25 protein-coding genes and 2 pseudogenes are annotated in these 21,746 nt (G+C 71.5%); 10 read left to right on the forward strand and 17 right to left on the reverse strand.

From position 1 onward, the window contains the following. A partial coding sequence (locus BGP03_RS02920; RefSeq protein WP_299735345.1) for a hypothetical protein occupies nt 1–259 on the forward strand: 259 nt, incomplete at its 5' end. Between the two features lie 225 nt (nt 260–484). Here BGP03_RS02920 and BGP03_RS02925 read toward each other — a convergent pair. The 5 genes from BGP03_RS02925 to BGP03_RS02940 all read right to left on the reverse strand — a co-directional run bounded on the left by BGP03_RS02925 (nt 485) and on the right by BGP03_RS02940 (nt 3,035). Next, a complete protein-coding gene (locus BGP03_RS02925; protein ID WP_298798977.1) occupies nt 485–1,135 on the reverse strand; it encodes a TetR/AcrR family transcriptional regulator in 651 nt (216 codons plus the stop codon). Between the two features lie 281 nt (nt 1,136–1,416). Then, the gene (locus BGP03_RS02930) at nt 1,417–1,734 is read right to left on the reverse strand and encodes a permease (protein WP_298798976.1); all 318 of its coding nucleotides are present in this window, start codon (nt 1,732–1,734) and stop codon (nt 1,417–1,419) included. 133 nt (nt 1,735–1,867) lie between these two features. Next, nucleotides 1,868–2,161 (reverse strand): DUF6292 family protein, encoded by a 294-nt coding sequence (locus BGP03_RS35745; protein WP_363093131.1) that lies wholly within the window; start codon nt 2,159–2,161, stop codon nt 1,868–1,870. Between the two features lie 18 nt (nt 2,162–2,179). Beyond that, nucleotides 2,180–2,467, reverse strand: coding sequence for a hypothetical protein (locus BGP03_RS02935; RefSeq protein WP_298798974.1), 288 nt, complete (start codon nt 2,465–2,467; stop codon nt 2,180–2,182). A 22-nt stretch (nt 2,468–2,489) separates the two neighbouring features. Continuing rightward, entirely contained in the window at nt 2,490–3,035 is a 546-nt protein-coding gene (locus BGP03_RS02940) for a DoxX family membrane protein (RefSeq protein ID WP_298798971.1), read from the reverse strand. Nucleotides 3,036–3,354: 319 nt separating this feature from the next. Between BGP03_RS02940 and BGP03_RS02945 the strand changes: the two genes are divergently transcribed. From BGP03_RS02945 to BGP03_RS02955, 3 genes are read left to right on the forward strand one after another with little or no spacing between them, the layout of a single operon-like run. Then, the gene (locus BGP03_RS02945) at nt 3,355–4,467 is read left to right on the forward strand and encodes an acyl-CoA dehydrogenase family protein (RefSeq protein ID WP_298798969.1); all 1,113 of its coding nucleotides are present in this window, start codon (nt 3,355–3,357) and stop codon (nt 4,465–4,467) included. Between the two features lie 40 nt (nt 4,468–4,507). Next, on the forward strand, nt 4,508–5,320 hold the full coding sequence (locus BGP03_RS02950) for a PhnD/SsuA/transferrin family substrate-binding protein (protein ID WP_298798967.1): 813 nt from the start codon (nt 4,508–4,510) through the stop codon (nt 5,318–5,320). Continuing rightward, entirely contained in the window at nt 5,314–6,312 is a 999-nt protein-coding gene (locus BGP03_RS02955; RefSeq protein WP_298798965.1) for a radical SAM protein, read from the forward strand. The genes BGP03_RS02950 and BGP03_RS02955 overlap by 7 nt, the downstream gene beginning before the upstream one ends. Before the next feature lie 7 nt (nt 6,313–6,319). Here the strand turns inward: BGP03_RS02955 and BGP03_RS02960 are convergent, their stop codons facing one another. Beyond that, nucleotides 6,320–7,111: a nucleoside phosphorylase gene (locus BGP03_RS02960; protein WP_298798963.1), complete on the reverse strand. Its 792-nt coding sequence runs from the start codon at nt 7,109–7,111 to the stop codon at nt 6,320–6,322. 99 nt (nt 7,112–7,210) lie between these two features. After that, nucleotides 7,211–7,687 carry a hypothetical protein gene (locus BGP03_RS02965; RefSeq protein WP_298798962.1) on the reverse strand — a complete coding sequence of 159 codons (477 nt, stop codon included), beginning with the start codon at nt 7,685–7,687 and terminating at the stop codon, nt 7,211–7,213. Nucleotides 7,688–7,782: 95 nt separating this feature from the next. Here BGP03_RS02965 and BGP03_RS02970 point away from each other — a divergent pair, with 95 nt between their 5' ends. Then, a complete protein-coding gene (locus BGP03_RS02970; protein WP_298798960.1) occupies nt 7,783–8,370 on the forward strand; it encodes a hypothetical protein in 588 nt (195 codons plus the stop codon). On the opposite strand, the gene BGP03_RS02975 is transcribed toward BGP03_RS02970, so the two are convergent. Both BGP03_RS02975 and BGP03_RS02980 read right to left on the reverse strand, forming a co-directional pair. Continuing rightward, complete coding sequence (locus BGP03_RS02975; RefSeq protein ID WP_298798958.1) at nt 8,297–9,019, reverse strand: hypothetical protein; 723 nt, start codon at nt 9,017–9,019, stop codon at nt 8,297–8,299. The genes BGP03_RS02970 and BGP03_RS02975 overlap by 74 nt on opposite strands. Further along, nucleotides 9,001–9,339, reverse strand: a complete 339-nt coding sequence (locus BGP03_RS02980; RefSeq protein ID WP_298798956.1) for a helix-turn-helix transcriptional regulator — start codon at nt 9,337–9,339, stop codon at nt 9,001–9,003. Before BGP03_RS02980 ends, BGP03_RS02975 begins: the two co-directional genes overlap by 19 nt. Before the next feature lie 108 nt (nt 9,340–9,447). On the opposite strand from BGP03_RS02980, the gene BGP03_RS02985 reads away from it, so the two are divergent. Both BGP03_RS02985 and BGP03_RS02990 read left to right on the forward strand, forming a co-directional pair. Then, the gene (locus tag BGP03_RS02985; RefSeq protein WP_298798954.1) at nt 9,448–9,765 is read left to right on the forward strand and encodes a hypothetical protein; all 318 of its coding nucleotides are present in this window, start codon (nt 9,448–9,450) and stop codon (nt 9,763–9,765) included. 5 nt (nt 9,766–9,770) lie between these two features. Then, nucleotides 9,771–10,859, forward strand: a complete 1,089-nt coding sequence (locus BGP03_RS02990; RefSeq protein WP_298798952.1) for an ankyrin repeat domain-containing protein — start codon at nt 9,771–9,773, stop codon at nt 10,857–10,859. On the opposite strand, the gene BGP03_RS02995 is transcribed toward BGP03_RS02990, so the two are convergent. The 7 genes and pseudogenes from BGP03_RS02995 to BGP03_RS03025 form a co-directional block, all read right to left on the reverse strand. Next, complete coding sequence (locus tag BGP03_RS02995; protein WP_298798950.1) at nt 10,833–11,003, reverse strand: hypothetical protein; 171 nt, start codon at nt 11,001–11,003, stop codon at nt 10,833–10,835. The genes BGP03_RS02990 and BGP03_RS02995 overlap by 27 nt on opposite strands. A gap of 27 nt (nt 11,004–11,030) precedes the next feature. Further along, nucleotides 11,031–11,804 carry a recombinase family protein gene (locus BGP03_RS03000; RefSeq protein WP_298798948.1) on the reverse strand — a complete coding sequence of 258 codons (774 nt, stop codon included), beginning with the start codon at nt 11,802–11,804 and terminating at the stop codon, nt 11,031–11,033. A 204-nt stretch (nt 11,805–12,008) separates the two neighbouring features. After that, nucleotides 12,009–13,352 (reverse strand): molybdopterin molybdotransferase MoeA, encoded by a 1,344-nt coding sequence (locus BGP03_RS03005; RefSeq protein WP_298798946.1) that lies wholly within the window; start codon nt 13,350–13,352, stop codon nt 12,009–12,011. Continuing rightward, nucleotides 13,345–14,210: pseudogene (gene fdhD, locus BGP03_RS03010) on the reverse strand (formate dehydrogenase accessory sulfurtransferase FdhD). Before fdhD ends, BGP03_RS03005 begins: the two are co-directional and overlap by 8 nt. Nucleotides 14,211–14,220: 10 nt before the next feature. Next, a complete protein-coding gene (locus BGP03_RS03015) occupies nt 14,221–15,408 on the reverse strand; it encodes a 2Fe-2S iron-sulfur cluster-binding protein (protein ID WP_298798945.1) in 1,188 nt (395 codons plus the stop codon). Then, a complete protein-coding gene (locus BGP03_RS03020) occupies nt 15,405–17,327 on the reverse strand; it encodes an NAD(P)H-dependent oxidoreductase subunit E (protein ID WP_298798943.1) in 1,923 nt (640 codons plus the stop codon). Before BGP03_RS03020 ends, BGP03_RS03015 begins: the two co-directional genes overlap by 4 nt. 12 nt (nt 17,328–17,339) lie before the next feature. Beyond that, nucleotides 17,340–19,280: a molybdopterin-dependent oxidoreductase gene (locus BGP03_RS03025; protein WP_298798941.1), complete on the reverse strand. Its 1,941-nt coding sequence runs from the start codon at nt 19,278–19,280 to the stop codon at nt 17,340–17,342. 316 nt (nt 19,281–19,596) lie between these two features. Here BGP03_RS03025 and BGP03_RS03030 point away from each other — a divergent pair, with 316 nt between their 5' ends. Together BGP03_RS03030 and BGP03_RS03035 are read left to right on the forward strand one after the other, a co-directional pair. Next, nucleotides 19,597–19,740, forward strand: a complete 144-nt coding sequence (locus BGP03_RS03030; protein ID WP_298798939.1) for a hypothetical protein — start codon at nt 19,597–19,599, stop codon at nt 19,738–19,740. 160 nt (nt 19,741–19,900) lie between these two features. Beyond that, nucleotides 19,901–20,020, forward strand: a pseudogene (locus tag BGP03_RS03035) (IS5/IS1182 family transposase); the annotation flags it as partial. 67 nt (nt 20,021–20,087) lie between these two features. Here BGP03_RS03035 and moaA read toward each other — a convergent pair. Next, on the reverse strand, nt 20,088–21,137 hold the full coding sequence (gene moaA, locus BGP03_RS03040) for a GTP 3',8-cyclase MoaA (protein WP_298798937.1): 1,050 nt from the start codon (nt 21,135–21,137) through the stop codon (nt 20,088–20,090). 375 nt (nt 21,138–21,512) lie between these two features. Here moaA and BGP03_RS03045 point away from each other — a divergent pair, with 375 nt between their 5' ends. After that, on the forward strand, nt 21,513–21,719 hold the full coding sequence (locus BGP03_RS03045) for a hypothetical protein (protein WP_298798935.1): 207 nt from the start codon (nt 21,513–21,515) through the stop codon (nt 21,717–21,719). Nucleotides 21,720–21,746: the final 27 nt, after the last annotated feature.

Below are 21,746 nucleotides of genomic sequence, written 5' to 3' on the forward strand. Positions count from 1 at the left end.
CTGGTCAGGTGCACCTCGCCTCGTCTATCCGGCGATCAAGCCCGGCGTGTCGCCAACCCCGGTGAAAGACGGAGGTCAGCGCCGGCGGCAACAAGTACAGCTGGTCATGCTCCACAGCCAAGAAGTTGTAGGCCACACCCACATTCTGGCCGCCTCACCCGACACCTTCGGGAACCTCGAGCGCGTGTCGCCACCGGACCACCGTCGATCACTGGGTTCGTGCAACAGGCTCACAGGCCTGCAAATCGTTTCCAGATGACGTTCAACCCCGCGTCACAGCGCAGGGTTGTGTTAGTCGCACCGTCAACCCGGGTACCCAGGTAGTTACCTCGACTCCAGACTCGCTGCTCGTCAGGCTGGGGAGCCCTGCGACGCAGCACTCCTACCGGGGCCGGTGTTCTTCGACGGGACGCCGGCCCCGGCAGGCTGCGTCGCTATGGCCCGCGGTGGAACATCGGTTTCTGGGCCGGTTGCGCCGCGTCCATCAGGTGGGGAACGTCATCGTCCGGAACAGCAGGATCTTCAACAGCCTGGCTGTCGTTTCTGGTCGCTCGTCCTTGTGATTGAGGCTGCGCACCAACAGCAGGTTCACGATGGTGCTGCTGATCTCCTCGGCGGACGGGTCCGTGCGGAGTTGCCCGGTCTGCTGGCCGTACCGGATCAGGTGCAGCAGCGGGTCGAGCAGCGGCACGATCGTGCGGGGATCCAGGTCGTCGGCCGGGTCCGGGGTGTGTTCGGTGCGGATGGTGTACTCGAGGACCGCTGCGGTGAAGGCGGCGGTCAGGCCGCGGTGGAAGTAGCTTAGCCGGGCCAGCGCGTCGATCTGGTCGGCCAGCGCGTCCCGGGCCGGTCGCTGCCGGGCGATGTCGTGGTCGGCCTGCACTAGCAGCGTCGTGGCGTGCGGTGCGAACACGACCCCGATCAGGACGTGTTTGGTCGGGAAGTGGTTGTACGCGGTCGCGACGCTGACCCCGGCATCGGCGGCGATGTCCTCCATTCGGGTACTTGCCCATCCGCGGGCGCTGAACGCCGAGTCCGCGGCGGCGATCAGGGCCGCACGGGTCCGGTTCCGTTTGGTGCGCGCCGCCCGGATCCGGGGTTCGTCATGTCGTTGCTCATCGTGAGCGACCACCATCCGCACCGCCTGCGCGTTCCTGGATCAGTACGCAGTCCGGACCCTCCGTTCCACGCCTGGGCAAGGGTTGATGATGGCGTTTCACCGGTGATCTGTCTTCTCCGGGCGCGGCGCGAGACGGAGGTTCGGCCGCGGCGCGCGCGCCGCCAAGGCAGCCGAGATGCCCGCCCGCAGGTGCCGGCCTCGGCGACGAGGGTCGTCGTTGAGCAGCGACGAGCGACGGCCACGATCACGGCCGCCGAGGAAGGCAAGCCCAAACCCCCGGTGGGGAGTCCCGCCGGCTACTGGTCGTCCTGGTCGCCCGGCGCGGAGATGAGGGTGGTGAGCATGTCGGCGATGTGCTGCTGTCCGGCGGCGACCTGGTCGAGCTTGCCGCGCATCTCGGCGAAGCCCCTGCGGGTCTCTTCGAACCCGGCGGCGGTCTGCTCGCCGAGCGCGTTGATCGCGGAGCGGTTGGCGTCGACCTTGACCCCGAGGTCGGCGAGGTCCCGGTCGCGGGCGGCGGCGAGGTGTCGCGCGGCCGCGGCGTCGGCGGCCACCTCTTCCATGCGGGCCTCCAGCGCGCTGAGCCGGGCCTCGACGTCGGAAGGGTTGGACACGGGATGGAGCGTACCGAGCCAGCGTCGCTGCGGCGTCAGCCCACGGCCCGCCGGGGGACCCGCGGACCCCACGTCGTCGCGGAGGCCGCGGGCGTTGGAGGCGCGCAACGGCGCGGTCAGGGTGGCGCGGGAGTCACGGTACGAGGTGGAGTCGTGGGCGGCCGGTCGGGGCGATCGGGTGGGCTGCGCCGAGGGGTTGGCCCAGGGCCAGGCCGACGACGAACTCGGCGACCGCCCGCGCGGCGGGGAGCAGGTCGGGGTGCAGATAGCGCCGCGAGGACTGGGTGGGGTCGTGGTGCAGCCCGACGCACCAGCCGGTGTCCTCGTCCCAGGTCGCGACGACGGGTGCGGGACGCTGGGGGTGCAGCGCGCCGCCGAGCGACGCAGTTCCGGCGGCGGTCTGGTCGGCGGGTGTCCAGGCGGCCAGGCGCCCTGGCCCGCACCATCACGCGGGACCCGGTGACCGAGACCATCGCGTCGCGGCGATCAGCCCGATCAGCGCCGCGGACGCGACCAGGGTCGCCCAGTTCCACCACTCCACCGGGTACACCCGACCCACCGACTCGGGCGGCAGGGTCTCTCCGATTTCGCCGATGAGCAGGAAGGCGAACACGGAGACGGCGACGGCCAGCCGCCACTGTCCGGCCGACCACCACCGGGGCTGCGTCAGTGTGGTGGCCGACAGCAGCGGCGGTCGTCCCGTGGACGTTCCGAACCGGGTCCTGGTGGACATCAGATCATCATCCGATCGGTGCTCAGAACGGCCAGCGGTAGCCGTAGCGCGGAGCGAGCGTGGCGTCGAAGCCCCGGTGCCGCCCGGCCGGGACGATCGCCAACAACACGAGCGGGAACAGGTCCTCGGCCGGGTACTCCCACAGGTAGCCGCCGGTGTGCAGCAGCATCAGCCAGATCGGGGTGAGCAGCAGCAGCCCTCCGACGGCGGCGAGCCGGGTGGCCACACCGAAGATCAGTCCGAGGCCGATGGCGAGCTCGGCGATGGTGAGGAAGATGCCGAAGAATCCCCAGTTGGGCAGCACCAGGTGCTGGTAGGCCCAGCCCAGCGGGGCGATGTAGGTTTTCGACGAGGCATCCGTGGCGATGGCCTGGGCCACGCCGCGGGTGACGAGGTTGAAGGAGATGAAGCCGAAGTCGTAGTTGCCGACGTTGATGACCTTGGCGATGGCGTTGGTGAGCCACACCAGGCCGGTGAAGACGCGCAGGACGGTGAACATCCGCGTCATCACGCGATACGAGCTCGGGGCGTCGACCCCCGGCTCGGTCGTGTGGACGGTGTCGGTCATCGCGTCGTGCCCCTCTATCGATCGTGCGTCAGGTGCGGTCAGGCTAGGGCGTCCCGGTGTTCGCACTGACACCCTGCGGCGGTTCGTCCGGGAACCGTAAGTGTCCGCCTCAGGCGCGCGGCCCGATTGGTCAATCCGCCGAACAAACGTATAAACAGACCGAATCGCAACATATTTTGCCTGTTATGTCGGCTTGTTGCACGTATGGTGAAAAACTGCGCTCAGCGGGTGAGGTTCCGAACCGGAAGTACCGCGGCTTCGAAGATCGGTGCAGCACGGCTGAACGACTTCACCACGCCGAGAGGATCACCTTGTGGATGTGACCGCACACCTGGCCCCCGTTCTCGAGATCGCCGCCACGCACGCCCGCGACGTCGACGCCGAGGGCCGGTACCCGGCCGAGGCCGTGCAGGCGTTGCGCGAGAGCGGCCTGCTCGGTCTGACCGTCCCCACCGAAGCCGGTGGACTGGGCGGTGGCCCGCACGAGCTCGTCGCGACCGTCGGCGGCCTGGCCGGGGTCTGCGGCTCGACGGCGATGATCTACCTGATGCACGTCAGCGCCGTCATGCCGGTGGCCGTCGCACCGCCGGCCGGGCTGCCCAAGCTGCTCAACCAGCTCGCCGACGGCAGCACCCTCGGGTCGCTCGCCTTCTCCGAGGCCGGCTCCCGCTCGCACTTCTGGGCCCCGGTCTCGAAGGCCACCCGCGACGGCGACACGGTGCACCTGACCGCCCGCAAGAGCTGGGTCACCTCCGCCGGACAGGCCGACGTCTACGTCGTGTCCACAGGCTCGCCCGACGTCGAGGGCGGCGTCGACCTGTTCGCGGTTCCCGCCGACACCGCGGGGCTGGAGGTGGCCGGGCCGTGGAAGGGGATGGGCCTGCGCGGCAACGCCTCCTCCCCGATGACCATCGACGCCCAGGTGCCGGTCGAGCACCGCCTCGGCGAGGCCGGCAGCGGGTTCGAGGCGATGCTGAACGTGGTCATGCCGTGGTTCAACCTGGGCAACTCCTCGGTCTCGGTCGGGCTGTCGCGCGCCGCAGTGGACGCCGCGGTCACCCACACCAGTGCCTCGAAGCTGGAGCACCTCGACCAGAGCCTGTCGGCGCTGCCGACGATCCGCGCGCAGCTGGCGAAGATGTCCATCGAGCTCGCCACCATGTCGGCCTACCTCGGGGTCACCGCGCAGCGGCTGATCGAGCCCCGGGACGACACGATGCTCTACGTCCTCGGCGTCAAGGCCGCCACCAACGACGCCGCACTGCGGATCACCGACGCCGCCATGCGCGTCTGCGGCGGGGCGGCGTTCTCCGAGCACCTGCAGCTCGACCGCTACTTCCGCGACGCCCGCGCCGGGCACGTCATGGCCCCCACCGCCGATGTCCTCTACGACTTCTACGGCAAGGCCATCACCAACCAGCCCCTGTTCTGACCCACCTGATCTGATCCCCGTTCTCGACACGAGGAGCTCCGTGAGCAAGCCCCTGATCATCGGCTCTGTCGCCTACACACCCAACGTCGTCACCATCTGGGAGGGCATCCGCGAGTACTTCGGCGACGGCCCGGCCGAGATGGACTTCGTCCTGTACTCCAACTACGGCCGCCAGGTCGACGCCCTACTGGCCGGTGAGATCGACATCGCATGGAACACCAACCTGGCCTGGGTGCGCACCGTCGCCCAGACCGGCGGCGAGTGCCGGGCCCTGGCCCAGCGCGACACCGACACCGTCTTCCAGACGATCTTCGTCGCCCGCACGGGCAGCGCACTCGGCGGCCTGGAGGGCCTCAAGGGCCGCCGCCTTGCACTGGGGTCGAAGGACTCCGCGCAGGCCGCGATCCTGCCCGTGCACTACCTGCACGAAGCCGGGCTCGGCGACGACGACGTCGAGCTGCTGCGGATCAACAGTGACGTCGGCAAGCACGGCGACACCGGCCGCAGCGAGCTCGACGCGCTGCGCGCGGTGATGGACGACAAGGCCGACGCCGCCGCGCTGGGCATCAACACCTGGGAGGCCATCGGCCGCGACGAGCTCATGCCCGGCGCGTTCGAGGTGTTCTGGGAGTCCCCGACCTACTCGCACTGCAACTTCACCGCCCTGCCGACGCTCTCGGACGAGCGCGCCGCCCCGTGGGTGGAGAAGCTGCTCGCGATGGACTTCGACAACCCGGCACACCGGCCGATCCTGGAGATGGAGGGCCTGCGCCAGTGGGTCCTGCCGAAGATGGACGGCTACGCCTCACTGTTCGACGCCGTGAAGGAACAGGGGATCTCGCCCCGATGGTGAGTCCCCTCCTGGTGCTCGACCTCGTCGAGCGGACCGGCCCGCTGCCCCTCGGGGCCACGGTCGCCGTTCCGCTCGACGGGTCGGACGACGACGTCGCCCTCGTCACCGCCTGGTGCACCCGCAGCGGCAACAGTCTTGTCGAGGTCATCGACGGGGTTGCCACCGTGCGCCGGGGCCCGAGCCCGGACCCCTACGCCGATCTCGATCCCGACCAGATCCCCGGCACCCGCCTGTGGATCTACACCAACTTCGACTGCAACCTCGCCTGCGACTACTGCTGTGTGCGCTCGTCACCGCAGGCCGAGCGTCGTGCGCTGGGGGCCGACCGGGTCCGGAAGCTGGCGGGCGAGGCCGTCGACGCGGGGGTCAGCGAGCTGATCCTCACCGGCGGGGAGCCGTTCCTGCTCCCCGACCTCGACGACCTCGTCGCCGCCTGCACCGCCGCACTCCCGACCACCCTGCTCACCAACGCCATGCTGCTGCGCGGGCGGCGGCTGGAGATGCTGCGGCGGATGGACCGCGACCGGCTCGTCCTGCAGATCAGCCTCGACTCCCCCACCCCGGAGCTGCACGACCGGCACCGCGGCGCCCGCTCCTGGGAACGCGCGGTGGCCGGGATCCGCACTGCCCAGGCCGACGGGTTCCGGGTCAGGGTGGCAGCGACCCTGGAGCCGGAGCGGTTCTCCGAACTGGAACCGTTCAAGGCGTTCCTCGACGACCTCGGCATCGCCCGCGACGACCAGGTCATCCGCGCGCTCGCGCACCGCGGCGTCGCCGACACCGGCCTCGAGCTCACCGTCGAGTCCCTCATCCCGGAGATCACCATCACCGCCGACGGCGTCTACTGGCACCCCGTCAGCGCTGATCACGACGACCAACTCGTCACCCGCGAACTGTTCCCGCTCGCTGACGCCATCGCCGAGGTCAAACGCCGCTTCGTCGCGCACCGTGCCAAGGCCGACGCGGCAGCGCAGTGGTTCCCCTGCGCCTGAGCAGCGCTCACCCCAGGGCGACGGCGACGGCGCGTGCGACGGCGAGAGCGTCATGCACCCCGTTGTCGACACCCTTCTCGAAGTCGTCGCCGTCGGTCGCCATCGTGTTGGTGATGTGCGCCAGGCACACCACCTGCGCCCCGGACGCGGCGGCGTAGGCGTACAACGCCGCCGCCTCCATCTCCACGCACACGACACCGGCGGCCACCGCGGCGGCAATCGCAGCCCCGGTCTCCCGGTAGGGCGCATCCGTGGTCCATGACGCACCGGTGACCACCGGTTCCGGGAGTCGGTCGAACGCGCCGTCGAGCCGGCCCAGCGTCTTGTCGTCCAGGCGGCTCCACCGCGACGGCGGCAGGTAGTGCACGCTCGTCCCCTCATCCCGCAACGCCCGTTCGATCAGCACGAAGCACGGCGTCGAACCGACCGGCGAGATCTGCCCCGCCGAGGTCACGCTCACCACCAGCCCGCACCCGGACTCGGCCAACTGCTCGGCCACCAGCACCGCAAAGGGTGCGCCGACCGCCATCCCCACCACCCCGACCTCGATCCCGTCGAGCCCGACCGTCCACATCTCCGTGTGATAGCAGGCCCACCCCGGATGCCGGGCGCCCCGCCCGGTGGCGGCCAGGTGGCGCACGATGTCGCCGTCCGGGTCCAGCAGGCACACCTCCGGGACCGCGACATCCGGAAGACCCCGCTGCCGACGGGCCTCCCGCAGCAGGTTCGCCGGCCGGAACACCGGCTCAGCGGCGTAGTCCTTCGGAACCAGCAGCGGCAGAACGTCGTCGGAGTGCACCCGCGCATCCCAACATCCTCGGTAACCAATGCACACATACGCATGAGTTGATGGGGAGAGTGACAATGGGCAACGCACACGGCACCTCGAACGCGGTACTCATGAGGTCGTCTCCGCCAGCGCCCAGATCGCGGCGGCGAGGGTGAGGACGATCGCGGCCGCGCGCAGCGCGTTGATGGTGGCGAACCGGTTCAGGACGGCCTCCACGGCTTCGGCCGTGTGCTCGCCGTGTCGAAGGGGGAGCAGGGTGGGCGCGGCGCGAGCGGTGGTGACGCCACCCGCCACGGTGCCCGCGCCGGCGGCCACCAAGGCGATGGCCAGGACGGTGGTGGGGTGCGTGAGCAGGCCGACCACGACCGCGGTGAGGGTCAGCGCGGCGGTGCCGACGCCCATGATCGGGTACCAGATCAGGCCGTTGCCCATGTCCGCGGCGCGCACGTAGTCGAGATAGGCCGGCGCCCCGATCCGCCGGCGCGCCGGCAGTTGCTTGATCGCCTGATCCAGGGTGGCGCCCGCAGCGATCCCGTTGGCCGCGGTGGCGGCCAGGAGCAGCCCGGTGACCCAGGACGGGTTCATGACAAGACACCTCCTGACGACCTTCATAGATAGTGTCGCTACGTGTAGCGTTGTTGTCTATAGTGCCGAAGGGGGAGGTGCCCGTGGATGGCCGGGTGGCCCACGTTCTCGCTGCTGACGTGCTGGGGGTCGAGGTGCCCGACACCCGGCCGGTGTTCCTCGCCGTACTGGGCGTGCACGTGGTGGCGGGGCTGGCCGCGGTGCTGGCCGGGTTGGTCGCCGCGCTGGCCGGCAAGCGAGCGGGCCGGCACCCGCAGGCCGGGCGGGTGTTTCTGTGGGCGCTGGGGGTGGTGGCGGTGACCGCGGCCGGTCTGGCCGTGCTGCGCTGGCCCCACGATGTGCATCTGCTCGTGCTCGGGGTGATCGCCGTCGCCTGCGGGCTCGGCGGGTACACCGCGCGTCGGCGGCGACGGCCCGGGTGGGCGCGCCGGCACATCCTGGGGATGGGCGGGTCGTACGTGGTGCTGCTGACCGCGTTCTACGTCGACAACGGCCCGCAGCTGCCGGTGTGGCAGCTGCTCCCGGCCTGGACGTTCTGGGTGCTGCCCGCCATGCTCGGGTCGCCGGTGATCGCGGCGGCGCTGCGCCGGTACCGGGCCCGGGGGTGGTTCACCCCAGCCGGGCCCGGGCAATCAGGCAGCGCCGCGACGCCCAGCCCGCCAGCAGGCACCGGACCCCGCTGAACCCGACCGCGGCCAGCAGCGGCCACGCCGCCGGCACCACGGTGCTCAGCAGCCACGCCCCGGCCGCGGCGAGCATGACGACGTCGCCCACCGCGCACGCGCTGGTCGCGAGCCCGGCCGCCGCCGGAGCCAGACCGGGGCGGGCAGCGCCCCACCGGTGCCCCGCTCGACCGGTCAGGACCAGAACCAGCACTGCCGCGGGCACCGCGATCGCGAGCACGACACCCACCCAGGGCAGCAACCGCCACGGCCCGGCCAGGCCGCCGCCCCAGGGCGCGGTACCGCTGGCGGACATCGCCGCCACCCACGCCGTCGCGGCCACCGGACCCGAGGCCAGCAATCCCATCGCGACCCGGCGGGCCAGGCCGGCGGCGCCGACCGCGACGAACCCGGCGATCACGTCCCGGGGCGACCCGAACTCGGCCACGGCGGCCGCCTCACCCGCTGATCCCGTGGACCTGCGGTGCGCTTCGCACGCCTCGGCGAGTCCGTCGCGGAGCTCGGCGATCACGTCTGCTCGCCACCGTCGCGGACCGATCAGCCCTACCGCCACGGCGGCCAGGTAGTCCTCGACCACCCCCGCACCCCCGCAGGTCCCCTCAACAGCAGCGCCGGACGCGGCGGCGGCGTTCACGTCGTCGCCGGCCATGCCCCACCGCCCATCAGCGTGGTGACGGTGCGGGCGAACTCGCGCCAGGCGGAGCGCTGCTCGACCAGGGCTGCCCGGCCCGCGGCGGTCAGCTCGTAGCTGCGCCGGCGCCGACCGCCCGCCATCGACCAGCCACTGGCCACCAACCCGGCCCGCTCGAGGCGGTGCAACGCCGGATACACCGTGCCCGTGGCCAGGTCCACCCGCCCGCCGCTGCCCGCCCGCAGCGCCTCGGCGATCCCGTAGCCGTGACGCGGCCCGGCCTCCAGCGTCGCGAGCAGCAACCCGTCCAGATGACCCTTAAGCACCTCAGCCCGCATACGTAGCCACGCTACGCCCAATACCGCAAGGCTTTACCCGGGAATCGGCGGCAGCGACCTGAGCTTGGATGGTGGCCTATTAACAGCGTGGAGCGCACCATGGGCAGCATGAGGATCGAGCTGCTGGTCGTAGCGGACTGCCCTCACGAGTCGGTGGCGGCCGGAGTGCTCACCACGGCGTTATCCGATATCGGTCTCGGGTCGCTCGGCTTCACGGTGACGGTGATCGAGTCACAACACGACGCCGAGCTGCGCCACTTCATCGGCTCACCAACGATCTGCGTCGACGGCGCGGACGTGTTCCCGCAGCCCGAGCGCCCCGCAGCGATCGCCTGCCGGAGATATCCCGGCCGCACGGGTGCACCCGCGCTGCGCGAGCTGAGGCAGGCGTTGAAGCGGGCGGCCGCCCTGTCGACGGCACAGTGACCCCCGTGAGCGACGTGGACCGGGACTCGCCGATCCGGGAAGGGCTCCTCGCCTGGACGCGGGGAGATCTCGACGCCCTGCAGCGGGTACTCGACCCCGCCGTGACGCTACGGGCCGTGCAACCGGGCCCGTGGGACTGCGACGACCGCGACCAGGTGATGAGTCTTCTACGCCACCGCGCACTGGAGCGCGGAGACCAGCCGACACGCGAGGTCGACGTGCAGCGCCTGGACAACTCGACGTTCCGCGTGACCGGGCTGGGCGGGGGTGAGGCGGTCGCGACCCTGGTCACGATCGCCGGCGGCAGGGTGGTCTCCCTGCAGCAAGTCTCGACAGCCCAGCCCGATCCTCACGCCGAGGCCGCGGTAGCAGCGATCCGATCCGGGGATGTCACCGCACTCACCCAGGTCCTCAACCAGGCACCGCACCTCACCCGCGTGCCCGTGCCCGGCTATCAGGGCAGAACACTGCTGCACGTCGCAACGGACTGGCCCGGCTACCTACCGAACGGCCCCGAGGTTGTCCGGGTACTGATCGAGCACGGGGCAGACCCCAACCATCGCGGCGGAGACAACGGCGACGGCGAGACACCGCTGCACTGGGCGGTGAGCAGCGACGATGTCGATGTCGCGCGTGCACTGCTCGCAGGGGGCGCCGACGCCGAGGCTCCCGGCGGGTCGATCGGCACACCGCTGGACAACGCGATCGGCTACGGCTGTTGGCACGTCGCCGAACTGCTTGCCGCAACGGGGGTGCGCGTGGACAAGCTGTGGCATGCCGCCGCCCTGGGCAGGCTGGATCGCATCGAGGCACTCCTGGCGGCGGCCTCTGGCAAGGACCAGATCTCCCAAGCCTTCTGGCACGCCTGCGCAGCATCGCAGCGGCGTGCCGCCGAACGCCTCCTCGCCGCGGGAGCCGACCTCAACTGGACACCGGAGTATGCGGCGCAGACGCCGCTCGACGCTGCGAGCGGGGAGTCCACCCGTCAGCAGAACGTCATCGAGTGGCTTCGGGAACGCGGCGCGATCTCTGCGAACCCGGCCGGCAGCATCGGGCGAGATGTACAGCTAGAACAGGGTGTCCCGGACGCGTAGTGGTCGGTAGCCGGTGGGGCCGAGCTGGGCGAGTTCGCCGTCGATGTCGACCTCGATCGCGCCGAAGAAGTTGATGTTCTCGCTGTGCGCCGGGGAGATGTGCGCCAACACGTCGTCGTCGACGTGGCGGCCGCCGCGGCGCATCGACTCGGGGTATCGGTAAGGAGTGTGTCACCGGCCGCCAGTTGGCGGAGGGCGCGACGGCAGAAGATCGTCGTACTTCGTGACGTCGGGCGGAGGCCGGGTGGCCGTGGGTAGCGCGACGAGGACGGCCTCGAGGGTGGCGGGCGCGGTGTTGGCCGCGCGACCGCCGAGTTCGGGGACGTACTTGTAGATCGTCGAGCGGCTGACGTTGAGCAGCCGCGCGATCGACGACACGGTGTTGTCGGGTCGGGCGAGCAGGTCGCGGGCGTGACGGACCTGCTCGGGGGTCATCGCGGGTGGCCGGCCGAGGCGGACCCCGCGGGCCCGCGCCGCGGCCAGGCCCTCCCGGGTGCCGTCGACGATGAGTTCCCGGATGAATTCGGCGAGCGCGGCGAAGACGTGGAAGACCAGCCGCCCGCCGGGGGTGGTGGTGTCGAGGTTCTCGTGGAGTGAGTGGAACCCGATCCCGCGGCGGCGGAGCTGGGCGACGAGGGTGATGAGGTCCTGCAGGGACCGGGAGAGCCGGTCGAGGCTGGGCACGACCAGGGTGTCGCCGGCGCGCAGGTAGGTCAGGCAGGCCTGCAGCTCGGGGCGGTCGGCGTCGCGGCCGGAGAGCTGGTCGGAGAACACCTTGGCGCACCCGACGTCGTCGAGCGCGCAGAGCTGGCGGTCGAGCAGCTGCGCGGTGGTCGACACCCGGGCGTACCCGATCAGCACCCCGGTGACGGTGGCGGGTTCCGGCGCGAGGAGGACGTCGTCACCCGACGACGGGCCACCGGACGGGCCGGGGGAGGTTGACATGCCGCGAACTGTACGAGAAACGGTGCCCAGCTCGATGTTCGACACGCTGCGTTCTCGACACGTTTGTTCGACAGTCAGAACGGCTCCTGGTGGCCACCGACCAGAGTTGTAGATCTTGTTCGGGAATCGTTCAAATTCTCAACGCCTTCGCGGCGGCGGCGCGGTGTGGTGACTCCGGGACGGTCGGTTCGCGGAGCCGAGCTGTCAGACCGCGGTGGTGGCCGCCTGTTCGCCGGGATCGGTGACAAAACCGGGATCGACGTCGGTCCTGGCCCGTCCCGGGCGCGGGGCCCGCTCGCGCGCGCCGCGCATCAGCCCGACCGTGACCAGGTCGCCCGCCCGGAGCCCGTCGCCCGCGGCGAGGTGGAGCAGCCCGTCCGCCCGCGCGAGCGCGGACAGGGCACCGGCGCCCCGACGGGACAGCTCTGTGGTGGGCACCGTGGCGCGGTCGGATTCCCGGAGTGTGACGAGCAGGTACCGGTCTATCTCCTCCGGTTCGACATGGACCGCCACGTGGGCGGGGATGGTTGGGCGCCGGGGCGCCGGGCGGGCGTGCAAACCGGCCAGGAGCGGCAGGGCGAACAGCTCGACGGTCAGGGCCGCTGACACCGGGTATCCGGGGACACCGATCACCGGCACCGCACGGTCGCCGCGCAGGACGGCGAGCACCACGGGATGGCCGGGCTTGACCGCGACGCCGTGTACGACGACCTCGCCCAGGGTGCGCAGGACGTCGGCGGTGTGGTCGTCGCGCCCGGCGCTGGATCCGGCGATGATCAGGACCAGCTCGGCCGTGCGGGCGGCCGCGCGGGCGGCGTTGGCGATGCGCTCCGCTCGGTCGGGCTCGATGGGCAGAACCCGGACCTCGCACCCGTTCTCGCGCAGTATCCCGGCGAGCAGCAGCGAGTTGGTGTCGAGGATCTCGCCGGGCGCGAGGTCGGTGCCGATCGGGCGGATCTCGTCGCCGGTGGGGATGATCGCGACGGCTGGACGGGTGTGCACGTCGATGGTGGTGTGCCCGGTGCTCGCGACGAGTGCGACGTCGACCGGGCGGAGCCGGTGGTGGGCGGGTAGGAGGAGCTCTCCGACGCGGACGTCCTCGCCAACCTGCCGGACGTGGGTGCCTGGGGCACACGCCGAGGCGGGGATCTCGACGGTCTCGTCCCGGTGGTTGGCCACCTGCTCGCGCATGACGACGGTGTCCCGCCCTGCGGGCAGCAGATCACCGGTGTCGACCACGTCGTAGCGGTCGGGTGCCAGGACGAGCGACACAGGGGGGTCGGCCGGGTCCGGGATCGCGTCGAGGGCGCGTATGGCGATGCCGTCCATCGCCGCGACCGGATCGGCGGGAACCGACCACCGGGCCCACACCGGCGTCGCGGTGAGCCGCCCGATCGCGTCCCCGATCCCGATCGTCTCGGCGGGGAGCAGGTTGGCGCAGCCCGCCGCCGTGCACGCCGTCAGCCAGGCGGCCCGCGCCGCCTCGACGCCGGGAGGCCGCGACCCGGTCGGGCACGGCGACCCGGTCAGGCGCGGCGACTCAGCCATGCACGGCCGCGATGTTCGACGGGTCGACGATCGGCTCCTCGGTGATCCGTTCGGTCCCGGCGTAGACGTTCATGGTCTCCCCGCGCAGGAACCCCACCAGCGTCACCCGGCCTCGACGGCCAGGTCGACCGCGAGGGAGGACGGCGCGGACACCGCCGCCAGCACGGGGACCCCGGCCATGACCGCCTTCTGCACCAGCTCGAACGACGCCCGCCCCGACACCATCAGCACGCACCCGGTGGCCGGGACGCGCCCGCGCAGCAGCGCCCATCCGAGCACCTTGTCCACCGCGTTGTGGCGTCCGACGTCCTCGCGGGCGACCAGGAGCTCGCCGGTGGCGGTGAACAGGGCCGCGGCGTGCAGGCCACCGGTGCTATCGAAGATCCGCTGCGCGGCACGCAGCGCGTCGGGCAGCTCAGCGAGCGTCGACGGGGAGATCCGCATCCGGTCCGCCGCCGGGGAGAACCGGGTCGTGGTGCGCACCGCGTCGAGGGAGGCCTTGCCGCAGATGCCGCAGGAGGACGTCGTGTAGAAGTTGCGCTCGACGCCGGGATCGGGTGCGGGCACGCCGGCCGCGAGAATCAGGTCCAGGACGTTGTAGGTGTTGCGGCCCTGCGCGTCGACCGAGTCGCAGTAGCGGGCCAGCGTGACGTCGGCGGGGTCGGTGAGGACCCCCTCGGACAGCAGGAAGCCGTGGGCCAGCTCGACGTCGTGGCCGGGGGTGCGCATGGTGACCGCGAGGGCGCGGCCGCCGACACGTAGCTCCAGTGGTTCTTCCACGGCGAGCGTGTCGGGCCGGGCAGCCCGGCCGGCCGGGGTGATCCGCAGGACCGGGCGGTGGGCGGTGAGGCGTCCGATGGCGGGGCTCCTAGGCCTTCTCGGATCGGGCGTTCTCGGGCGGGAGGTTCTGCACGTGCTGGAATCCGAACCGGCCCTTGATGCACAGATGCCCGTGGGTGACCGAGTGGTCGGCGGGGGAGGTGACGTTGACGATCGACCCGTGCTGGACGTGCAGCTCCAGGTTGCAGCCGACCCCGCAGAACGAGCAGATTGTGGTCGCGACCGTCTCGCTCTCGGCGTCCCACTCCCCGTCCTCGCGCAGGTCATGCTCACGGACGGACTTGAGCGCCCCGGTGGGACACACCCCGATGCAGTTGCCGCAGTACACGCACGCGGAGTCGGTCAGCTCGTTATCGAACTCGGTGGCGATGCGGGCGTCGAACCCGCGCCCGGCCGCGGTGATCGCGAAGGTGAACTGGGCGTCGGTGCCGCAGGCCTTGACGCACTTGTAGCACAGGATGCACCGCGCGTAGTCCCGCACGTACAGGTCATTGTCGATCTTCACCGGTTGGGCGACGGTCGCGGCGGTGGTGCCGTCGGGGGCGTGATGGTGCCCGGCGTGGCGGGCGTCACGCTCCCCGGCCGCGGCGGGCGGGGCGGGCGGGCCGTAGCGGCCCGGGTCGACGCCGTAGTCGGTCATCCAGCGCTGCACCTCCGCGCTGGCCTGGGACATGTCGGTCGAGGACGCCAGCAGCTCCAGCACCATGCGGCGGCTGTGACGCACCTTCTCGGTGTCGGTCCGCACCACCATCGCGTCCTCGACCTTGCGCGCGCAGGACGGCACGAGCACCCGGGAGCCCTCGACCTCCACCACGCACACCCGGCAGGCGTTGATCGGGTTCATGTTCGGCGCCCAGCACAGCGTCGGGGTGTCGGCCTGTTCAGCGGTGCCCTCGGAGTGCAGCGCGTCGAGGATCGTGGCGCCCTCGGGCACCCGGACCGCACGGTCGTCGACGGTCAGGGTGAGGATCCGCCGGATCTGCCCGAGCAGCACCGGCGCGCCGCCCTGCCCGGCCCGCGCCACACCCGTGACTCCGGATCGGTCCGGGTCGACCGGATCGACGGCGGTTGGGCCGACCGCGCCTGCGGAGGACTCGCGGGACTCGCCCGCGTGTTCCCCCGTGCGCGGGCCGTCGCCGACCGTGTCGGTCCCGGGCACGGGCGGCCCCCCGGCGGAGGCCTCGGATGCCCCGTCGGCCGACTTGTTGGTGATCATGGGTGTGACACCTTCCCGTTACGCGAGCCGTCGCCGGCGGATGGGGCGTCGAGCAACCCCAGCGCCAACGCCGACTGCACGGCGGCCGGGGCGGTGTGCCCCAGCCCGCAGATCGATGCGTCGGTCATCACCCGGGCCAGGTCGGTGAGCAGCGCGAGCTCGGTGGCCCGGGAACCGAGCGGCGCGCCGCGTTCCAGCCTGGCCAGCGCCTCCTCCTGACGGACCGTGCCGACGCGGCACGGCACGCACTGCCCGCAGGACTCGTCGCGGAAGAACGCCGCGATCCGGCGCAGGGTGGCGGTGAGGTCCGCGGCGGTGTCGAACGCGAGCACGACACCCGAGCCCAGGCTGGCCCCGATCTCGCGGGTGCCTTCCAGGGTGAGCACGACGTCGAGCTGATCAGGCATGACGAACCCGCCCGCCGCGCCGCCGAGCAGGATCGTGCGCAGCTCACCGCGGACGCCGCCGGCGAGGGTGAGCAGCTCGCGCAGGGTGGTGCCGAACTCGACTTCGTAGACCCCGGGCGTGGCCACCGCGCCGGCGACGCAGAACAGCTTGGAACCGGTGGAGCGCGCAGCGCCGACCGAGGCGAACGCGGGCCCGCCGATGGCGAGGACCTCCAGCACGTTGTAGAGGGTCTCCACGTTGTTGATCACTGTGGGTTTGCCGAACAGGCCACTCACGCTGGGGAACGGCGGCTTGTTGCGGGGCTCGCCGCGGAAGCCCTCGATGGAGTTGAGCAGCGCAGTCTCCTCGCCGCAGATGTAGGCGCCCGCGCCGCGGCGCAGTTCGATGTCGAAGGCGAAGCCCTCGCCCATGACGTCGTCGCCGAGGTAGCCGCGCCGTCGCGCCGCCGCGATCGCGCCCACCAGGCGCCGGGTGGCCAGCGGGTACTCCCCGCGGATGTAGAGGTAGCCGCGCTCGCAGCCGGTGGCGTGGCCGGCGATCGTCATGGCCTCGATCAGCCCGAACGGGTCGGACTCCATCAGGACGCGGTCCTTGAACGTGCCGGGTTCGGACTCGTCGGCGTTGCACACCAGGTAGTGCGGCCGCTCGGGCGCTTTGGCGACACCGTCCCACTTGACGCCGGTGGGGAACGCGGCGCCGCCGCGGCCGGTGAGGGTGGCGTCGGTGATCTCGGTGATCACCCGGGTCGGGCCCAGCTGGACCGCGCGGCGCAGGGCCGCGTACCCGCCGTGGGCGCGGTAGTCGTCCAGGCTTGCCGGGTCGACGACGCCGATCCGGCGCAGCAACCGGAGCCCGGCGGATCCGGACTGCGGGACGCTGACGGTGGTGTCGGCGAACGCCAGGTCGGCGCGGGCGGCCGCAGACTCCGCCCCCTCCGCCGCACCGGGATCGGACACAGCAGAGGCAAACACAGCGGCGGCGAGCACCGCGTCGGGCAGGGCCGGGGCGTGGCTGAAGTCCGGCTCGCCCGCCAGCTGGAACAGCACCGCGGGCGCCCGCTCGCACAAGCCCAGGCACGGGCTGCGCACCCAGCAGGCCTGCTCACCGGTCGCCTCGGGCCCGAGCCGCTCGGCGAGCCGGGAGATGATCTCCTCGCCGCCGAACGGGCCGCAGGCCACGTCGTCGCAGACATGTACGACGCGGCGGGCGCGGGGCTCCACGGCGAACATCGCGTAGAACGTGGCCACCCCGTAGGCGTCGGCCGGCGGCACCGACAGCCGCCGCGCCACGTGGTTGAGCGCGCCCGGACTGATCCAGCCGATCGCGTTGGACACCGCGTGCAGGGCCGGGAGCAGCAGATGCCGCCTGCCCCGCGCGGCATGCCCGGCGTCGGCGAAGTGCCCGTCGCGCGACTCCGGGGTGGCTTGCTCGCCGAGCAGCGCGTCGAGCGCCGCGTCGACGGCCACCCGCTCCGGGACGCTCGGTGTGGCCGACGACAGGCGCAGATCCATGTGGCTCCCTTACTACTGGCCGGCGACCGGCAACGCTGCCGACGCCTTCTCGATGCGCACCGCGGTGGCCTTGAACTCCGAGGTTCCGGACTTGGGGTCCCAGGCGTCGTTGGTGAGCACGTTGACGTCCACCTCCTCGGAGAAGTGCGGGGTGAACGAAGCCAATCCGGGGCGCAGCGACGGGTCGAACGCCACCGGCGCCTCCACCGACCCCCGCCGCGAGGTGACCCGCACCCGGTCCCCGTCGGCGATGCCGAGCGCGGCGGCGTCCTCGGCATCCATCCGCAGGGCCTCCCGGCGGCGCAACGGCGAGGAGTACCCGCCGGTCTGCACACCGGAGTTGTAGCCGTCGAGGACCCGCACGGTGGTGAGCCGGATCGGATATAGCTCGGTGAGGGTGTCCACCGGCGGCACGTGTTCCACCGGGACGAACGGTGCGGGTGCGCCGCGGTCGGCCGGGTCGGGCTCCCACAGCCGGGCGTGCAGCAGCGGCGTGCCGGGATGCTCCAGGGTCGGGCAGGGCCACTGCAGGCCGCCGTGTTCCTCCAACCGGGCGTAGGACATGCCGTGGTGCCAGTTCAGCGACACCGACCGCAGCTCGTCCCACACCTGCTCCGCGGTCGGCTCACCCCAGTCGTGGCCCATGCGGTCGGCGATGGCGCAGATGATGTGGGTGTCGGGCCGGGCCAGACCGGGCGGGTCGATGGCCTTGCGGATGCGCTGCACGCGGCGCTCGGAGTTGGTGACGGTGCCCTCGTACTCGCACCAGTCCGCCGCAGCGGGCAGCACGACATCGGCCATGTCGGCGGTGGCGGTGCGGAAGATGTCCTGCACGACCAGGTGGTCGAGGCCCTCCAGCAGGTGCCGGGAGTGGGTGGCGTTGGCTTCGGACTCGGCCGGGTTCTCCCCGACGCAGTACAGCGCCCGCAGCCGTCCCACACCCGTCGGCCCGGGCTCCATGGCCTCGAACATCTGCGACAGGTGCATGCCCGGCTCCGTCGGGATCCTCGCGCCCCAGGCCTGCTCGAAACGGGCCCGAGCCTCCTCGTCGCCCACGTCATAGCCACCGGGCAGCTTGGCCGGGATGGAGCCCATGTCCCCGCCGCCCTGCACGTTGTTCTGCCCGCGCAGCGGCACCAGCCCCGACCCGTAGCGCCCGACGTGCCCGGTGAGCAGCGACAGGTTGATCAACGCGAAGACGTAGTCGGCGGCGTTGTGGTGCTCGGTGATGCCCAGCGTCCAGCAGATCTGGGCGCGGTCCGCGCGCCCGTAGGCATGCGCCAGCTCGCGGATCATTCCCGCCGGCACCCGGGTGATCTCCGCGGCGCGCTCGAGCGTGTACGGCTCGACGGTGGCCTTGTACTCGTCGAAGTGCGCGGTGGCGCGCCGGACGAAGGCCTCGTTCACCAGCCCGGCATGGATGATCTCGCGGCCGATCGCGTTGGCCAGCGCGATGTCGGTACCGACGTCGAGGCCCAGCCAGCCATCGGCCCACTGCGCGGTGGAGGTGCGGCGCGGGTCCACCGTGTACATGCGGGTGCCGTTCTTGAGCCCCTGCAACACGTGGTGGAAGAAGATCGGGTGCGTCTCACGCGCGTTGGAACCCCACAGGATCAGCAGGTCGGCGTGCTCCGCCTCGACATAGGCCGACGTACCCCCGCCTGCCCCGAACACTGTCGTCAGACCGACGACCGAAGGAGCGTGTCAAGTGCGGTTGCAGGAATCGACGTTGTTGCTGCCCATCACCGCCCGGGCGAACTTCTGCGCCGTGTAGTTCATCTCGTTGGTCGCCTTCGAGCAGCTGAACATGCCGAACGCGTCACCCCGATGCCGCGCGAACCCCGCCGCCGCACGATCGAGAGCCTCATCCCAACTGGCCGGCCGCAGCACCCCACCCTCGCGCACCAGCGGCTCGGTCAACCGGACGTGTCGGGGTCCTCGCCTACGAGGCATGGCCGTTCCCTTCTGTTCCGGACAGAGCGGAGCAAGCATACGATCCGGCCTGCCACATCCGACAGGAGAGCAGTGGTCCGGCCATGACGCGCTACGTGCAGCTCAGCCATGCCCTCGCCCGCCAGATCGGCGCCGGTGAGCTCGGGGTGGGTGCCGAGCTGCCCAGCATCCGTGATCTCGCCCGCCGTGAGGACACCACCATCTCCACGGTCGGTCGCGCCTACCGCCACCTCGGCGAGGCGGGGGGTCATCGAGATCGGGGACCGCCGCCGGGCCCGCGTCGCCGCCCGCGGCGCCGACGCGGCGGGGTAGCAGCGTGCGGGCGGCGAGCAGCTCGCCGGCGTGGGCGTCGCAGGCGAACCCGCGCCACAACGCCCGCCGCTGGCCGGGCTCGCCGATCAGCACCAGCCCCACCACCACCGGCTCGAGCATGCACTGGCGCGGCGCCACCTGGTCGTGATGGACGAAGCCACCGCACCCGGCGGCCAGCAGACGGAACGGCTCATCTCCCACAACGATGGTTCTCCCCGATCTCGCGGGTCACCACCGCCGGGCATCGACACGACTCGCTGGCCTTCGGTGCGGTGATGGCCGGCATCCGGATCCGCCGCCGCGGCCCGGGACGACCACGCTCGCGACCCGGGCGTGTCCTGGGCGACAAAGCGTTCTCCAGTCGCGCGATCCGCTCCCACCTGCGCAGACGCAGGATCGCGGCGACCATCCCTGAGCCGGCCGACCAGCCCGGGGCCAAGATCGACTGGCCGGCGGCATCGCAGTCCTGACCGGCGTCCGCACCAAAGCCGGGTATCAGCCGCCGAGGTAAGACATCTCCGGCTTCGGGAGGTCTACGGTGCTCAGGCCGCGCAGTTCGGAATAGCGGTCGTCCCGAGCGCCCCAGATAGCGGCGATCGCAGCATGCAGCGCGTCGTCGTCGACCCCACCCCGGAGCAGGCCGCGCAGGTCGCGCCCGTGCGCGGCGAACAAGCAGGTGTAGAGCTCGCCGACCGCGGTGACCCTGGCCCGGGTGCAGGTGCTGCAGAACGGCGTGCTCACCGACGAGATCAGCCCGAACTCGCCACGCCCGTCGAGGAAGCGCCAGCGTTGGGCGACCTCGCCCGGGCGCGCCGCCGCCACGGGTTCGACCGGGTGCATTGCGGCGATCTGGTCCAGCACCTCGGCCGAGGTGACGACCTCCGACCGGTCCCAGCCATTGGAGTTGCCCACGTCCATGTACTCGATGCACCGCAGCACGTGGCCGCCGTCGCGAGCGAACTCGACCAGGTCGAGCAGACCGGCCTCGTTCATCCCTCGGCGCAGCACGGTGTTGAGCTTGATCGGCGACAACCCGGCGTCGGCGGCCGCGGCGATGCCGTCGAGCACCTTCGACAGAGGGACTTTCGTGTCGCCCATGGCCGCGAACACTGTCGGGTCGAGGCTGTCCAGGCTGACCGTCACGCGGTGCAGCCCCGCGTGGCGCAGACTCTGCGCGTGGCCGGCGAGCAGCGAGCCGTTGGTGGTCAGCGCGACGTCGGTGATGCCCGGTGTCGACGCGACGAGGGACACCAGGGCGTCGAGGCCGCGGCGCAGCAGCGGCTCACCGCCGGTGAGCCGGACCTTGCTGACGCCGAGGTCGGCGAAGACCCGTACCAGCCGGCCGAGCTCTTCGTAGGACAGCAGCTCGCTGCGCGGCAGGAACGCGTGGTCGGGGCCGAAGACGTCGCGCGGCATGCAGTAGCCGCAGCGGAAGTTGCAGCGGTCGGTGACCGATATCCGCAGGTCGCGCAGTGGTCGGGCGCGGCGGTCGCGGACCGCCGGCCTGATCGCGTCCCCTCCTGCGTCCCCCGATGTTTGCGCCATACCCCAGCCTAGGCCCGGATCCACCACCCAGCCGTCGGTAGTGAGTCGCCGACTGAGTGGATCTTGCTGTACGGGCGGCGGTTCAGCCGGGTCAGCCACGACCGCAACAGCAGCACCCGGCCGGCCAGCTCGGTCATCCGCAGCCGTCGGCCGACGCCTCGGACGGCATCACCAGCGCGTCGTTCGACGCTAACGGCAGATCGTGCTCGGCCAGGAGATCAGCCTCCGGGGCTGCGGATCACCTGGGCATGCGCCTCGCGCGTCTGCTCCGCGACGTACGACGTGCCGTCGGCACAGCCGAGCGGCCGTCGAGACGGCCGACGACGGGCGGGTCTCTCCTGGCTGCAGGTCACGCCCGCCTGCCAGACTGACCCGGTGAGCGGCCAGGAGGGCCCAGCGATCTGCTCGGCCAAGGGATGCCAGGCCCCCGCGACCTGGGCGGTTGTGTGGAACAACCCCAGGCTGCACACTCCCGACCGCGAGAAGGTCTGGGTGGCCTGCGGTGAGCACAAGCAGCCGCTCGCCGACTACCTCGCCGTCCGCTCGTTCCTCAAGCGGGTCGAGCCTCTGGAGGAGGTCTAGACGGCTCCTCTCTGTGTCAAGTGGATC

It is taken from the genome of Pseudonocardia sp. 73-21 (assembly GCF_001899645.1).
Classification (GTDB): Bacteria; Actinomycetota; Actinomycetes; order Mycobacteriales; family Pseudonocardiaceae; genus Pseudonocardia.

Coding starts and splice junctions, on each gene's coding strand:
- BGP03_RS02995 (WP_298798950.1), bottom strand. CDS start 11,003: ATGCGCCGCGGCGGCCGCCACGTCGACGACGACGTGTTGGCGCACATC.
- BGP03_RS02975 (WP_298798958.1), bottom strand. CDS start 9,019: ATGGCCGGCGACGACGTGAACGCCGCCGCCGCGTCCGGCGCTGCTGTT.
- BGP03_RS02965 (WP_298798962.1), bottom strand. CDS start 7,687: ATGAACCCGTCCTGGGTCACCGGGCTGCTCCTGGCCGCCACCGCGGCC.
- BGP03_RS02955 (WP_298798965.1), top strand. CDS start 5,314: ATGGTGAGTCCCCTCCTGGTGCTCGACCTCGTCGAGCGGACCGGCCCG.
- moaA (WP_298798937.1), bottom strand. CDS start 21,137: ATGGCGCAAACATCGGGGGACGCAGGAGGGGACGCGATCAGGCCGGCG.
- BGP03_RS02985 (WP_298798954.1), top strand. CDS start 9,448: ATGAGGATCGAGCTGCTGGTCGTAGCGGACTGCCCTCACGAGTCGGTG.
- BGP03_RS03015 (WP_298798945.1), bottom strand. CDS start 15,408: ATGATCACCAACAAGTCGGCCGACGGGGCATCCGAGGCCTCCGCCGGG.
- BGP03_RS02925 (WP_298798977.1), bottom strand. CDS start 1,135: ATGGTGGTCGCTCACGATGAGCAACGACATGACGAACCCCGGATCCGG.
- BGP03_RS03005 (WP_298798946.1), bottom strand. CDS start 13,352: ATGGCTGAGTCGCCGCGCCTGACCGGGTCGCCGTGCCCGACCGGGTCG.
- BGP03_RS03000 (WP_298798948.1), bottom strand. CDS start 11,804: ATGTCAACCTCCCCCGGCCCGTCCGGTGGCCCGTCGTCGGGTGACGAC.
- BGP03_RS02940 (WP_298798971.1), bottom strand. CDS start 3,035: ATGACCGACACCGTCCACACGACCGAGCCGGGGGTCGACGCCCCGAGC.
- BGP03_RS02980 (WP_298798956.1), bottom strand. CDS start 9,339: ATGCGGGCTGAGGTGCTTAAGGGTCATCTGGACGGGTTGCTGCTCGCG.
- BGP03_RS03020 (WP_298798943.1), bottom strand. CDS start 17,327: ATGGATCTGCGCCTGTCGTCGGCCACACCGAGCGTCCCGGAGCGGGTG.
- BGP03_RS02935 (WP_298798974.1), bottom strand. CDS start 2,467: ATGTCCACCAGGACCCGGTTCGGAACGTCCACGGGACGACCGCCGCTG.